Raw genomic sequence first — 13,661 nt, forward strand, 5'->3', positions numbered from 1 at the left:
AGCGCGGCAAGGCAGGCGGCTCGTGTGTTATGCGAGCCGCCAAGCATGCCGATGAGAATTACAGGGATGCGGTCTGGCGTATTGCGACGCGGCCGCCCGCCCGTCACACTCGGACCGCTCGATCGAGTATGCGCTCAACGTATAGAATCCGGCAACCAGTTCAGCTATAAAATCAAAAGCTCGGAATGCCCATAATCCGGAATAAATGTTGAAAATTACTTATTTTCAACCGCTTTCTTGCGCCCGCGTTGCTTCATGGTGCCCGCAACGGCATTCGTAGCGTCAAACACGACGGCCTTCTCGTCCTTATTGAGCGTGCCGGCAGCAGCCTGATAGAAGACCTCGCCCTCCGGAGCCGGCTTGAGCGTGAAGAACTTCCCGATCGCGGCTACAAGCATCTTATTATTCACCGTCACCGATGAGGTCTGCTTGCCCTCGGGCTTGCTGAATTTAATCGCATTCGCGTCACGCCCAGTGCACGCCTGGAGGGCGATCTGCCTGGTCTTGTCGTTGATCAGCACTTTCACGTACGCCGGATAGCCCAGCCCAATCGCAGTCGCCTTGTTGAACCTAATCTTGGAATCCATCACCGTCATCGTCAGCTTGCCAGCGGGCTCCGTAACAGCCACTTCCTCAAATCCCTGAAGACTCAATTCCTAACCTTTCTTATCAACTGATGCAATTATTATATGAATAATTTTGCATTATTGCCGTTATTATTCAAATATAATTTCTGCTAATAAATATACATTAGCAGTTTGTACAACTAGATTCCTCCGGTCCTTAAAGATTATGCTATTGAGGCACCTCTGTTTACATTGAGCGTTTTGTGAAATCTGCATACAGGATTAACGAATCGTCATCACATCTTAACGAAACGAATATGTATGGGCCACATCGGCAGCGGATCCGAAGCCCTTGCATCTACGCAAACGCCCCCAGCTCCCATAAGGCGCTGACAGGCAGAGCCCACAAACCCTTGGGATACTTAAGAACCTTTGACCCGGTGTAGACGAGATACCCTCTAGCGAACCGCTTGTCCTTGGCCAGCTGCGACAAGCCAGCTGCTCACCGGTCTCCGGCGAAGCGGGAAGTCGCAGATGCTGCGTCTTATCCAGCAGCTGCTGGTTCAGGAAGGCCGTAGTCCCGAGCAGTTCATCTCATTGAATGTTGAGGATTATTCACTAGGAAGGCTGCGCGCGATCCTGATCGGCAGGCGGATGCTCAAAACGATGCAGAAATACTATGCGGCCGACCATGGGCTCGTAGCAGCAATCACCGGCGACGGGCTTGCACAAATCCAAGGGGTACTGGAGACTATCGTGGCCATAGAGGGGCTGAGACGCGAATATAACGTCTCCTACTGTTCGCGCAGCCATTGCGTCACGTTGCTGATCCGTATGCCTTCCTTGGTCACCCCGCCGCTGAGCCAGTCCATGGTCAGCACCACGCGCGGGAAGGCGTCTTCCAGCTCCTGCAACGGAGCCAGCTCACGCGCCCGCGTCCCTTCTTCCAGCATGCTCGCGGTGACCTGCACATACATTTTGCGGCCCTCGCCCTTCCTAGCCACGAAATCGATCTCCTTGCCGGAAGGGGTCTGCCCGATGGACACCGCATACCCCCGACGTTTGAGCTCCATGAACACGATTCCCTCAAGCTGCGCGCCACGATCGGCGCCGCTGAAGCCGTTGGCGAGATTGCGAAAGCCGTTGTCGACGGGATAGTACTTGTGGCGCGGCCTGAGCAGCTGCTTGCCCCGGGTGCGCTCCTGCCCGGCCGAGTACAGCACGAAGGTCTTCTGCAAGGCGCCGATCTGGTTGTCGAGTGTCGCATACGTGACATCAAGCCCGGCATCGCGCAGCGTCGCACGGACGCGATTGGTCGAGAACAGGTTGCCTGACGTGGAGAACAAGTAGCGCGAGACCTTCTCCAATGTCGCCAGATCGCGTATGCCGTACCGCTGCGCGACATCCTTGAGTACGACCGACTGGTATACGCCGTCAAGCACCTCGCCCGCCTTGGCCTCGTCCGGCAAGCCAGCGGCGAACAGGCCCGGCATGCCGCCATAGCGCATATAGTCCGCAAACATGCGGTCATCGGCATCCGCGTCGCCTAAGTCGGTACGGTATCCAGCGTATTCGGCGAAGGACAGCGGGTAGACCGGCAGCTCGACGTACCGGCCAGCGAGGTACGTGGCCAGTTCGCCGGACAGCAGCCGCGCATTCGACCCGGTGACGTACACGTCCGTATTCTCTCGGGTATGCAGGCGACGCACGACCTGCTCCCAGCCCGGCACATCCTGGATCTCGTCCAGGAACACATAGAACATGCCCGGCTCAGCCCGCTGCATTGCAGCACGCAACTCGTCGTACAAGTCTTTGGCGCCATAACCGATAGGGATGTCGAAGGCGTCGAAGCGCTTGAAGAACATGTTCTCCTGCGAGACGCCGCGCTCAGCCAGCGCATCCGCGAACATCTGCAGCAGCGTGCTCTTGCCGCACCGCCGCACGCCCACGAGCACTTTCACTTCCGGCGTGCCCTCGTGCCGCAGTACCCTATCAAGCAACTCATCCCGTCTGACCCGCATATCATCACCTCATAGTTTTCAGTACACTAGAAATAATAACTTAATTCACTTCTTATTTTCAGTATACTAAAATTCTAGGCAATGGGAAGTTAGATGCGGCACCATGCTCAAAATTCAAAGGCATACCGCAAATAGTGTTAAGCGCTGCCAGGGAACACTGGGGGAACCATCGGGGAGTATGGGGATTCGAATTCAATAAATCCTTCTGTTAATCTTCGCTTGGCACAGCTCGCCCGCCACGCGTAACACTCAAAATTTGAAGAAACTAGCCAAGCCTCGTAAATTTGTCAACGCGAAACCAACGATGCCCCGGCCAAAAAGCCGAGGCATCGTTTCTGTATCGCGGCGTAACCGCCGTCTTGATTCTTACGATACCTTGTCAGTATGAACGAAGCAACAGGCCAACGTATAATGCCATTCAGGCGTTAGAACACCTCACATGCGACGCAATAGGCGCGATTCCAGCGCTTGTACAAAATGGATTCCAGCAAATTCAAAACCTTACTAGGGAATGCTAGGGAATTACTAGAGAGTTCTCTTCCCTCGTGGAAAACCGCCAAAAGCTGCGCAATTAGCGGCGTCTTCCGCCGATTACGTCTGATTAAGACCTTTGCTATTCGAAAATACTAGGGAATCACTAGGGAACTACTAAGGAATCGCATTCCCCGCTCCCACACCAAATCAATCAAGCGCATAGTACTGAGAAGGATCCCATGGCCCCGAACCATGCCAACGAAGCATGCCTTTGTCTACCAATCTTCTGAGCACTGGCTGGAGTGTCTTAGGAGCACGTCCCAGATAATCGCATAGTTCCTTGACCGTGACACGTTTCTTCGTATAAGCCATAGCGGCAATATATTAAAATTGGGTGTAAAATATTCCATTAGCAAGTATCTGAACCGACGGAAGGCTACCATGCTATACACCAAGGAAGAATTCAGCCACCTTGACGAGGCGCATGCGCTCACCGATTTACTGACACCAATCAGCCCAATGCTGTACACGGTTCTAACTGAAGCACGCGCTGACTTGCAGACCCGCTATCCCTCAGATTTATTTTGGGAACATCAGAATCGTCAGAATTTGTCGAGAATGGTCAACCAGCGTGCAGCACGGCTATGGCCGGATTCCGATTCCGACAGCTGGGCATTGTCCGATCATACGGGGTTCCTGCATCTGCGCGAAACGGCGACAGGCCTGAAAATGATTCTGCGCAAGGTGGATCCAATCACTAGGCATGTGCCCAAATCAAACGCTACGAAGACGAATCGGGTCTATTTTTCGCAACGCAACTGCATTGGAGTCGGAAGACTTAACCGAGTGAGTCAAGGAACTCTGTTCGATGAGGGTAAGTTTGCACCGGATCTAAGCAGTATCGGTCTCGTCTGCGTATGGGATGAATTGCTCGACGAAGGCATTGCAATCACCGTCTACAAGACCTCCAGCCCAGGCAGATACGGCAACGAGAATCCATACTTCTTCAAGTACGAGCTTCACGACAGCCTGCCCGAAGATACAGAGCTGAAATACACAGCTTCAGAAAACGAGTATGTCGATCTGCTTCCGGACCTTCTCGAAGACTACACGGGACAACCGCTGGATGACGATTCAAAAACCGAATCAGAAAATCGCACTCCCGATGCGCCATACAACAACGAGCCACCGGAACACAGAATACATGAGTAGCAGCCCGTATCGGTCGATTGGAAAGGAGCAAATCGTGTCTGATTTCAATCCCAATAGAATCGTGCTTGCCCGGCGGCTTGAGGGAATCTCTCAAAAGGAGCTGTCCGCCAGCACGGGCATCTCACAAGCCAAACTCAGCAAACTGCAAAATGGCATCAGCGTTCTGGACAAGCGCGACGCCATCAGGCTGTCGAGCGCATTGGACTATCCCATTTCATTTTTCGAACGCCGAGACGAAATCCTGCCGCTGTCGTCTCTGACTTACCGCAAAACCTCGAAGTCGACAATGGCTGAGCTGTCTGCCGTGTCCAGCGAATACTCGCTGCTCGCTTCCGCAGTACAACACGTAGCCTCTCGATTAAATCTGGCGGGCAGAACATCAGGGTTCGCTCAGATTGCGCCTCGCACACATGGCAATCTGAGCGAACATGCCATTGACGAGCTGGCTGACGCAACACGATCGAATCTCGGGCTTCCAGCAACGGGAGCCGTGCCGAACGTTACTCGCACATTGGAGCGTTCCGGCATCATTGTCGCGCCCATGCGATCCCTGGGCTTCGGCAGCGAGGCGCATCTGACAAGCGAAGGAGTCACCGACCCCTCCCCCGGGCGCATGTACTGCGTTGGCTACCTGGGCAGCGGCGAGCTGAGCGGGGACCGGCTTCGATTCACAAAAGCCCACGAATTTGGTCATCTCCTGTTGCACGGATACCGCAAACCCGACTCGCCCCAACAACTGGAACGCGAAGCGCACCTGTTCGCGTCCGCCTTTCTCTTCCCCAGGAAGGACGCCGAACGAGTACTCACGCCGAGCATGTCGTTGCGCGACTTCCTGCCGGTGAAAGCAGGCTGGGGCCTATCAATCGCAGCAATCATCTCACGGTCGTACTCCTTGGGAATCATCGACAGGCAACGCTACCAGTCGCTGTTCATTCAACTTTCGTCCCGAGGATGGAAGAAGCACGAGCCAGTTCCTGTGGAGATCGAACGACCGCTGCTGCTCAAGCAGATGATCGAATCGGCATACGGGACGCCGACAAGCACCGGCCTGGCCGTGGATTCCCTCGCAATCTCCACCGAACTCGGCACACCATTCCGATACCTCGACTATTGGTCAGACGGATTAGCAGACATCGGCGAACAATGGGGCGTCAGCGAGCAACGCTTTGCGCCGCCCAATCAGTATCGAGCGGACGTGGACAATAACCATACTGAGCAACGATAACGGGTCAAGCCTTAATTGCGCCAAGGGATACTCTCAGATCTTCCAGAGAATAAGAATTCAAAGGAAGACCGCTAACAGCGTCAAGCATTGCTAGGGAGCACTGAGGAACTATCGGAGACTACGGGAAACATCGATGAAAGCTATGATACGGATCCGTCTCATCCGCATAGCTTCTACATCCTCACCGCAGTCGTTGTGGAGAGCGACCAACGAGACGCGCTACGCAGCGGATTGGTCGGCATAGCTGCTTCTAGCTATTGGCACACCAGCGAGGCGATGCGCGACGCAAGCGGCCACAGCCGAGTGCACGAGCTGCTCGGCTATCTTGCTGATGGCGCCGGAAGCGAGCGGTGCGTCATCAGCGTGCTGCAGCACATCCAGCCCGGCTTACCTATACAGGAAGCGCGAATCTTTGCTCATCTAGAATGCTATACTATCTGCCACACTATCGCAGGCCAGAGCAGTACTATACTGACAGCTTTACAATCCCGAAGAACCTATTTCTATCGATTACTTGAACTCCCAAGGCATCGGCAACATCAGGAATTTTCGCAGCTTTAGCTACATGTCCCTTGATATGCATATTCACATCCCGCTGTTCACTGGTCACTAAAGTGTAGCCGTCATGTTTTGCTATAGCGATGAGCCAAGGATCTGCGATTCTTTCATGAGCCCAGCCCTTATCTCCCGCCAAGGCGTCGGGCTTGTACTTCCCGCAAGTACGTACATGCTCAAGCACCTCGGACCATCCCTCGACGTATTCCACATGGTTAAGGATACTGCCGTGATAATTCTTGCGGAACCATTCGATGAACCATTCGTCATGCTGATGCTCATCGAGCATCACATCGGCCGCAACGGCGAACTTGTTCAGCAAAGGGGTGAACTGCTGCCAGAAAGTCGGAAAATACTCGTGCAAGTAGTAGCGATCGTAGCAATCCATATAGATGTTTGAGTCAAGCAGGTACTTCATTGGCCGGCCTTCTGCGCAAGCACCCGGTAGCCCTTATACCCGACTCCGACAATGGACAGAGCTTCGGTCGGCGTTATGCGGTTCGACTCCACAGCGTTCTGTACAGTCCGGAAAAACCTCGAATCAATCCTATACGGCAACGCCGTGCGATAGTTCCCGTGGACCTCCCCAGTATCCTGCTGTGAATTCCTCCGATACTGCGAATCGAGGTAATCCATGTAACTCTCGTATTCAGCGTGCGTGATTCTTTCAGCATCATACAGTCGGCGGACGGCAACAGCTTCGCTTACCTTGTACCGTTCCGCGAGAGAAGGCACATCACGAAGTTCTCGATCCCTCACTCTGCTTTGCGGAATGAGGATTTCGCCTGTGACAGCGTTGATGAAAGCCTCTTCCGGAGTTGCGTAGTCTATTCCCTCCATTATTTCCTCAGAGCCGATAAACAGATGAACGGTTTCATGAACGAGCGTAAATAGCTGCCCCCGTTTGGAATCGCGCCCATTGATAAAGATAATCGGAGCTTTGGAATCCGAAAGGACGAAACCACGAAACTCGTCCAAAGACAACTTCCGATGGACGTTATCTTTGATCTTTCCATTAAAGAACACGTAAATCCCGATGCTGGCAACAGCGCGACGCACACCATTGAGAACCTCTTGGGGCGTGCCGCCTTCCAATGGGCATGGCAATTCCAGATACTCTCTGATGCGCTGGGCAACTACACGCGCATCACGCACACCCGTATATTTGCCGATAAAGCTCAAGTTTTCTTCAGCCTCCTCGCGCAGGAAATCTTGCTTGTTTTGCATCTCTGCAATGGTGTCGCGCAATTCCGCGCTCATTGCCTTCACAGGCCGAGAGCCAGCCGTGCGGAACTGCAAGCGGCTTCTGCCCGTATCAACAACTTCGGGAAGCAGCAACAGCCCAGTCGGGGTATGAATTTTCTTTGCTATAGAAGAAATCTGGTTGAAAGTCGGTTGGCGCTCGCCAGCAAGGATTTCGTCGAGGCCGTTCACGCCAATCTCTACAGCATCAACATTCGATTTCACTATGTAATGCCTAAGAACATCAGGGTTGACCATCACACGAGTCGTTACCATGGCTCAAATCCCTCCTGTTCCACATCACCGTATTTCCAGCCCGCTCAACCGAGAACGCCAAGCACAGACTTCATACACACCTGCAATCCTCACATTCATGCTGACCGATCGATACATCGTTACGCATAATGGTACATGAAATCATCGGAGGTGCGCTGCCGATGACGTCTGCAAATCGGATAGTATCCGAGTTAATCGGATAGTTTGAACCATGCCCCATCTGATACAAAACGTTGGAAAATCAATGTTTTGCATCAGACCGGAACCATCTAATCGGATATTTTTGGATTTTAATCGGATACTTTTGACATATCATCGGATGAAGGCGCAGACAGGATAGTGGACTGGAAAAGACCCTAGCCGGACGACCACATGGCTTATAACAAAGACGCCGCGCTAACTAACCGGTGAAAGCCAAGCAACGCAGGGCATAGAGGAGCTATGTAAGCATTCAGGCATGAAGGCAGCTGTACCCTCCGAATATCGAATCAATCTATTATCTATTATGCGACAAGATCTTTGGCGATGGCATTGATTGGCTTTAGACCTGTGCCAAAGCGGACTATCTGCTCACGATTGCGGCTCAGCTCGCTGTAGGGAAGATAACGCGCACGGAGATCGGCGATTCCGCGAAAAGCCGGTCGAACCAGCTGCTTTCGCACATCGTCTTCGCGCTCGTCAGGCGCTACAAGAAACAGTCCTGTCAACGTTGAAGTTTCCTGCCCCTCGCCGAAGTCCAGCATACGAAGCATGCCTGAATAGATCGAGGTCGTATGCTCGACTTCAAAAGCTGCAGCAACCTGACTGTGCGATGGCGTCAGCCAAAGCACATCAATCAGGCGAATCATATCGATTCCGGAAACGTTCGAAGGCAGTTCATTCGGTTCAGCGCACCCATCTCCCAACATGCCTCCCTGCCACAAGCGGGTCCTGTCGTTGGCTGCTATATATGGTAGGAATCCAAGTGCGGCGCCAAGGCCCCGCAGCCATCCTTGAATTTCCGTGTGCGCATGATCGGCGTCCTATCGCTCTCTGGCTGCCCTATGAGAAACTGCGGCCTCTTGTCGAACCTGCTCGAGATCATGCCTCCAACGTTCAAGTTCTGCCGGATTGGCTTCGCTCGGAGGAAGCGGATACCCGTCAGAGCCCACATCGAAAAGAAATCCGGCAATCGCACCAAGATCATCCGAGAACAATGTCGCATGTTCTTCTCTAAAGGTGAGCATCCCCTGTCTCATAACCAGATACTGCTGCCAGCTGCCGAGCTTCACGTTGGCGCCGAAGATGCGATTGTAGCCACGAACAATCGCCGTATTGAATGGAGGGATAAGCGTGGGATGGAAAAAATACAGCAGGTTGGCGGCGGCAGGGCCGATGCTTTTGATATGTAGTGCGTTTAGCGCATGAATGGCCTCGACAAGCTGCGCTTCAGAATCGCAGCACAGGCATGTATTGAGGAATTCGCCGAATGCTATCTGATTTGCGCGATTTTCATAGATATCAGGGATGCGCAGCTTCGGTTTCCATTGAAAAGCATGGTCAGCACCACGAAAGATCTGCCGTTGCTCGGCAATCGAGCGGACTGCGGCTTGCAATGAGGAGCCGCGGTAGGCAATGCCGAATTCATCCCGTCGAATCTCGTCGATGACAACCCGGAGACCTCGGCGAATGGAACGGAAGTTCTTCAGTCTCTCCGGCCAAAGAACCAGGACTGATATGTACTGTTCTCATCCATGCGCCAACGAGCAATCAACTCATCCGCTTCTTCGGCCAGCATCATCCCTCCATTGCAAGAACCTTCGCGCCCAGCAAATGTTCATTGCACGGCACAGAACTCCAGACCACGAATCACAGCATACTCTACGCTGCTTGTCAGGCAAGCCGGCAATACCAAGGAAATCCACGGAGGTAAAGGCGCGAACCGCTGCCAGTAAGCCAGAAAATACTCGCGAAAATGGTAGTGGCCGTAACGATTTATATAGGCGCTGGAATCGATGAACCAGGTGACGTTCACCAGTATGAGCTCAAAGACCTTCGTGCAGGACTATCTCCGGTCCCTGTACCAAATCAATTCCAATCCATCCGAACTAATCGAGAAGCGCCACACGATAGCGAAGAAATTCCGCATGGCCCTATGGAATCTTGCCCTCAATCGGTTCCACGAGTCTGCTGAAGGATGGGAGAATGACTTGAACCAGGCCTACGGCTCACCGTGTTTTGGCGTATTCACATTCAATTTCATCGACTACGTACTCTGGAGATATCGCGAAGCCACGAATTCGGATACGGACGATTCGATGCGCAATGGTGCAGACCCTAACTCCGTGCCGCTTATCGCTGCCGTCAATCAAGATATGACAGCAAATGGTTCCGACGCCTATACGGACCTATCAAAATTCCAATCGTTCACTTTCCGCTACCGCAATTCAGTGGAGCACCTATTCCCGCAGGATCTCGTGCGGCGCGACACCGAGGGGAAACTGGAAGTCGATAAGGAGCACCTCAACAGGCTTGGCAATCTGTGTCTGCTCACACGCTCGGAGAATTCCAAACGCAGCAATATCAACCCAACGGAAAAAGTAAAACTCTTCAATATCGATGATCAAAGCCTCAAGTTCAGGATCATGGCGGCAATCACTCAGGGTCCTGGTTGGGACAACGATGCGATCGACACACATACTGAGAACCTGCACGAATTAATTAGTGCGCTGATCAATCTACGGCCTCTCGACTGTTAGCGCGGGAGACTGCTCCATGGATACGACTTTTCATACGACAGAACAACATACGTAGGGATCAAGCCAACAGACTAATTCACTCGCCCAGCTCTTCGTGTGACTCCCCCGTCGCGACCTCCCGCTCATCCGCCGGCATCGCACCGTCATCCGCGTCACTCCCAACAAGCCCCATCACCCCGTCAATCACCTGGCCCGAGACCTCCTTCGGAAACATCAGACGGAAATCCTCGTTCTCTGTAATGATCTCAATTGTTGGCCGTACCTCCTGGTCAATGCCTTTCGGCGACCTGACGAACCGGATGTCGGATAGCGGGATGGACCGCTTGATCTCGCCCCGAGTGAGGAATGCACGCGGCGCTGCGAGGATGATGCGCATGCTGGTTACTGCGATGAGTACTGTCGACGTTGTCTTGTCGATCACGGAAGCCAACGCCCCGGAATCAAGCGAATCCCAAACCGCATCAACACGTTTCTCAAGCACTTGCGGAACCATCCCAGCGAAATCATGTGCCCCAGGCTGATAGGCGAACGCCATGCCCGTCAGTTCCTCGCCGTCATGCATGAACCATCGCAGAATGCGAAGATAGGCATCCAGATTGACCTTATCCGGGGCACAAATCACCGGGGGAACGTCCAACGCCGGTGATTTGACATGCAAAGTATCTGCAAGCGGTTCCAGAGCATCAAGCAGCTTCTGGCAGCTAAGCTGGGAAGCTTTCTTCACGCTCCGGGACTTCGTCAACGGTAAAGCCGCACGTCCTGGAAGCTCCGCCACGATTCTCAACTCCCGAATCAGCGACACCACGAGTTCACGCACAGCCTGGATGCCCGCGTCGAGGTCGTCGTGCATCCCCTGCTCAATCACTTCAGCCAAGCGCGCCTCATTCTCATCCCGCTGGCCGACGTTTCGAGCATGTGCGGCTCGCATGGCCTGATAACCAGCCTGCGCCTTTAGTGCATACAACAGCGCGGTCGAATCAAAGAAAATCGCCTCGGCACTGGTCTGAAGATAATCCCGCCGGGCAACGCCCTGTGCTTGGTGCAACTGCTGAATATGATCGGATACTTTGCGTCGATACAAATCAAGTTGTTTGTCAACCTTTGGTTCGTTTCCTGCAATATTCTCCCAGATCGACGTGGTGAGACTGCCGACCTGTTCAGCCTGGTCAATGGCACGGTCAATAGAAGCGGATAAGCCAGCGAGCTCGGCCCATTGCTCCTGATTGATCAAACCTAGAGTCTGCTTGGTGAGCGCGATATTGGATTCGACCAATCCCGAAATCTTGTTCAGCTGCATTTGCAAAGCGACCATTGCCACTGCAGGGCCAATGGCGGCTATGGCCGACGCGGTCATTGAAACCGGCACGAACCGAGCCTGCGCAACCAGATGACCGTCTTTGAAAATCGATCCCAACTTCGCGCCATCTTTCATGGCGAGCCGTGCACCGCTATCAATCAGTGCCTGCGTGGGTCCATCAAGGCGATACAGACCCTGCGCGGCCGTAATAGCGTTGGCCAAGTTACCGCCGATCGTGCCCGCATTGCCGATGGTACCGAGCACGCTCGAGAGCAGCTCCCTATCCCGCTCGGGGACGAGACCGAAACTCAATAAGTCCAGTTCTTCAGGGACATCTCCAAAAACTACGGCTGTGCCAGGAATGACCTCGATGAGTTCAAGTGACGGCGGAGTATTCCCATCCTGCGAAGTTGAACCGACAACCGCGTCCGTATACTCGGTTTCGGTATGTTCATCCTCGGTATCGCTGGTTTGACCGAGCTGATCATTCTCCACTGTGAGTTCCCCTCTTTGGCAATACGAACCGGTACTGTCAGTACTCTATCAAACGGGCTCTCAACAAATCCTGTACCGTAAGTTGGTAACGGCATCCGCAAACGCCAAACCAAGTGACCTGTTACGATGACGATAAGACCCCGACCGTATACTTTGCGGGGATTAGCTCGATTCCCACCCGTCTAATCCTTTGGCCGGCTGATGATCCTGCGTTCGGCGACATCCCGCAGGTGCATGCCGTACGGGCTCTTGCCGTACCGGTTCGCGGCCGCCAACAACTGATCGCGCTCGATCCAACCGTTCTCGAAGGCGATCTCCTCAAGCACGCTGATCGGCAGACCCTGCGCCCGCTGCACCGTGCGCACGAACTCCCCCGCCTCATACAGGGAATCCATCGTGCCCGTATCCAACCACGCATACCCACGACCCAACGTCGTCACATGCAACGAACCATCCTCCAAATACATGCGGTTGAGATCCGTAATCTCCAACTCGCCACGAGACGAAGGTCGCACCTGCCTCGCGAGTTCGGTGACCCGTTCATCATAGAAATACAATCCCGTCACCGCGTAGTTCGACGCCGGATGCTCCGGCTTCTCCACGATGCTCACGGCATGATTGTCCCCATCAAACTCCACCACGCCATAGCGCTCCGGATCATCGACGTAATAGCCAAACACCGTGGCGCAATGCGCACTCTCCGCCACCGCACCAAGAAGGAGCTTACGAAACCCATTACCATAGAAGATGTTGTCGCCCAACACGAGGGCGCACGACTCCCCGGCGATGAACTCCTCCCCCAGCACAAACGCCTGCGCCAGACCCTCCGGCTTCGGCTGGACCTTATATGACAGATGCACCCCATAACGTGAGCCGTCACCAAGCAGCTGTTCAAAGTTGGGCAGGTCGTGGGGCGTGGAGATGATGAGGATATCTCTGATGCCCGCCATCATCAGCACACTCAACGGGTAGTAGATCATCGGCTTGTCATACACGGGAAGCAGCTGCTTCGACGTCACCGTCGTCAACGGATACAACCGCGTACCCGAGCCCCCGGCAAGGATAATGCCCTTCATATTGCTGCTCCATTCTCACTGACTGATGCCTTATGAGCCAATCCCAACTCGCCCATAAGTCACCATAGTCAATAGGACCATATCATCCGCATGGATGTCACGGTCTTCGTTCTTTTATGGTAGTTGTTTCATGTATTGGTTGAGGCTGTTCTGCCAGGTGGTGGTGATATGGACTGGGTTTTGTTCCCTGTGTTTTATTGGGTGACTGGTGTCGCCTTGGTTTGATAATAGCGTGCTTCTACCTCGGCTGGTGTCCGGTAGTCGAGGCGTTCGTGGAGGCGTTGGTTGTTCCACCAGGAGACCCATTGGAAGGTCGCTGTTTCCAACGCCCGCACGGTCCCGAACGGCGCGGATCGTGTGATCAGTTCGTTCTTGTACGCGCCGTTGACGCTCTCGGCCAGCGCGTTGTCATAGGAATCACCCACCGTGCCGGTGGAGGCCAGGATCCCGGCCTCGTTCAGATGCGTGCCGTACAGGCTGCTGA

The 13,661-nt window shown here is 53.8% G+C and carries 12 protein-coding genes; 3 read left to right on the plus strand and 9 right to left on the minus strand.

Features of this window, described 5'->3' with window-relative positions:
- Positions 1 to 215 precede the first annotated feature (215 nt).
- Both BISU_RS04570 and BISU_RS04575 read right to left on the minus strand, forming a co-directional pair.
- Positions 216 to 596 carry a hypothetical protein gene (locus tag BISU_RS04570; protein WP_226839170.1) on the minus strand — a complete coding sequence of 127 codons (381 nt, stop codon included), beginning with the start codon at positions 594 to 596 and terminating at the stop codon, positions 216 to 218.
- Positions 597 to 1,360: 764 nt separating this feature from the next.
- Entirely contained in the window at positions 1,361 to 2,587 is a 1,227-nt protein-coding gene (locus tag BISU_RS04575) for an ATP-binding protein (protein WP_024463479.1), read from the minus strand.
- A gap of 915 nt (positions 2,588 to 3,502) precedes the next feature.
- Here BISU_RS04575 and BISU_RS04580 point away from each other — a divergent pair.
- Both BISU_RS04580 and BISU_RS04585 read left to right on the plus strand, forming a co-directional pair.
- Entirely contained in the window at positions 3,503 to 4,273 is a 771-nt protein-coding gene (locus BISU_RS04580; RefSeq protein WP_024463480.1) for a hypothetical protein, read from the plus strand.
- Positions 4,274 to 4,307: 34 nt separating this feature from the next.
- Positions 4,308 to 5,498, plus strand: coding sequence for an XRE family transcriptional regulator (locus BISU_RS04585; protein ID WP_024463481.1), 1,191 nt, complete (start codon positions 4,308 to 4,310; stop codon positions 5,496 to 5,498).
- A 466-nt stretch (positions 5,499 to 5,964) separates the two neighbouring features.
- Here BISU_RS04585 and BISU_RS04590 read toward each other — a convergent pair whose 3' ends face one another.
- The 4 genes from BISU_RS04590 to BISU_RS13145 form a co-directional block, all read right to left on the minus strand.
- Positions 5,965 to 6,471 (minus strand): DUF4411 family protein, encoded by a 507-nt coding sequence (locus BISU_RS04590; RefSeq protein ID WP_024463482.1) that lies wholly within the window; start codon positions 6,469 to 6,471, stop codon positions 5,965 to 5,967.
- Positions 6,468 to 7,571, minus strand: coding sequence for an ImmA/IrrE family metallo-endopeptidase (locus BISU_RS04595; RefSeq protein ID WP_033502843.1), 1,104 nt, complete (start codon positions 7,569 to 7,571; stop codon positions 6,468 to 6,470). The genes BISU_RS04590 and BISU_RS04595 overlap by 4 nt, the downstream gene beginning before the upstream one ends.
- 503 nt (positions 7,572 to 8,074) lie before the next feature.
- The gene (locus BISU_RS13140; RefSeq protein WP_206538250.1) at positions 8,075 to 8,479 is read right to left on the minus strand and encodes a hypothetical protein; all 405 of its coding nucleotides are present in this window, start codon (positions 8,477 to 8,479) and stop codon (positions 8,075 to 8,077) included.
- Positions 8,480 to 8,593: 114 nt separating this feature from the next.
- Positions 8,594 to 9,166: a hypothetical protein gene (locus BISU_RS13145; RefSeq protein ID WP_206538249.1), complete on the minus strand. Its 573-nt coding sequence runs from the start codon at positions 9,164 to 9,166 to the stop codon at positions 8,594 to 8,596.
- A gap of 399 nt (positions 9,167 to 9,565) precedes the next feature.
- Between BISU_RS13145 and BISU_RS11995 the strand changes: the two genes are divergently transcribed.
- Complete coding sequence (locus BISU_RS11995) at positions 9,566 to 10,309, plus strand: HNH endonuclease family protein (RefSeq protein ID WP_081893760.1); 744 nt, start codon at positions 9,566 to 9,568, stop codon at positions 10,307 to 10,309.
- Between the two features lie 76 nt (positions 10,310 to 10,385).
- Here BISU_RS11995 and BISU_RS04610 read toward each other — a convergent pair whose 3' ends face one another.
- The 3 genes from BISU_RS04610 to BISU_RS04620 form a co-directional block, all read right to left on the minus strand.
- Positions 10,386 to 12,101: a hypothetical protein gene (locus BISU_RS04610; RefSeq protein WP_024463490.1), complete on the minus strand. Its 1,716-nt coding sequence runs from the start codon at positions 12,099 to 12,101 to the stop codon at positions 10,386 to 10,388.
- Between the two features lie 182 nt (positions 12,102 to 12,283).
- On the minus strand, positions 12,284 to 13,177 hold the full coding sequence (rfbA, locus tag BISU_RS04615) for a glucose-1-phosphate thymidylyltransferase RfbA (RefSeq protein WP_024463491.1): 894 nt from the start codon (positions 13,175 to 13,177) through the stop codon (positions 12,284 to 12,286).
- Positions 13,178 to 13,371: 194 nt separating this feature from the next.
- A partial coding sequence (locus BISU_RS04620; RefSeq protein WP_034532955.1) for an integrase core domain-containing protein occupies positions 13,372 to 13,661 on the minus strand: 290 nt, incomplete at its 5' end.

It is taken from the genome of Bifidobacterium subtile, from assembly GCF_000741775.1.
Taxonomy (GTDB): domain Bacteria; phylum Actinomycetota; class Actinomycetes; order Actinomycetales; family Bifidobacteriaceae; genus Bifidobacterium; species Bifidobacterium subtile.

Excerpts from the sequence above, each read along its gene's own strand:
- BISU_RS04570 (WP_226839170.1), bottom strand. The coding sequence starts at position 596 with ATGACGGTGATGGATTCCAAGATTAGGTTCAACAAGGCGACTGCGATT.
- BISU_RS04575 (WP_024463479.1), bottom strand. The coding sequence starts at position 2,587 with ATGCGGGTCAGACGGGATGAGTTGCTTGATAGGGTACTGCGGCACGAG.
- BISU_RS04580 (WP_024463480.1), top strand. The coding sequence starts at position 3,503 with ATGCTATACACCAAGGAAGAATTCAGCCACCTTGACGAGGCGCATGCG.
- BISU_RS04590 (WP_024463482.1), bottom strand. The coding sequence starts at position 6,471 with ATGAAGTACCTGCTTGACTCAAACATCTATATGGATTGCTACGATCGC.
- BISU_RS04595 (WP_033502843.1), bottom strand. The coding sequence starts at position 7,571 with ATGGTAACGACTCGTGTGATGGTCAACCCTGATGTTCTTAGGCATTAC.
- BISU_RS13140 (WP_206538250.1), bottom strand. The coding sequence starts at position 8,479 with ATGTTGGGAGATGGGTGCGCTGAACCGAATGAACTGCCTTCGAACGTT.
- BISU_RS11995 (WP_081893760.1), top strand. The coding sequence starts at position 9,566 with ATGAACCAGGTGACGTTCACCAGTATGAGCTCAAAGACCTTCGTGCAG.
- rfbA (WP_024463491.1), bottom strand. The coding sequence starts at position 13,177 with ATGAAGGGCATTATCCTTGCCGGGGGCTCGGGTACGCGGTTGTATCCG.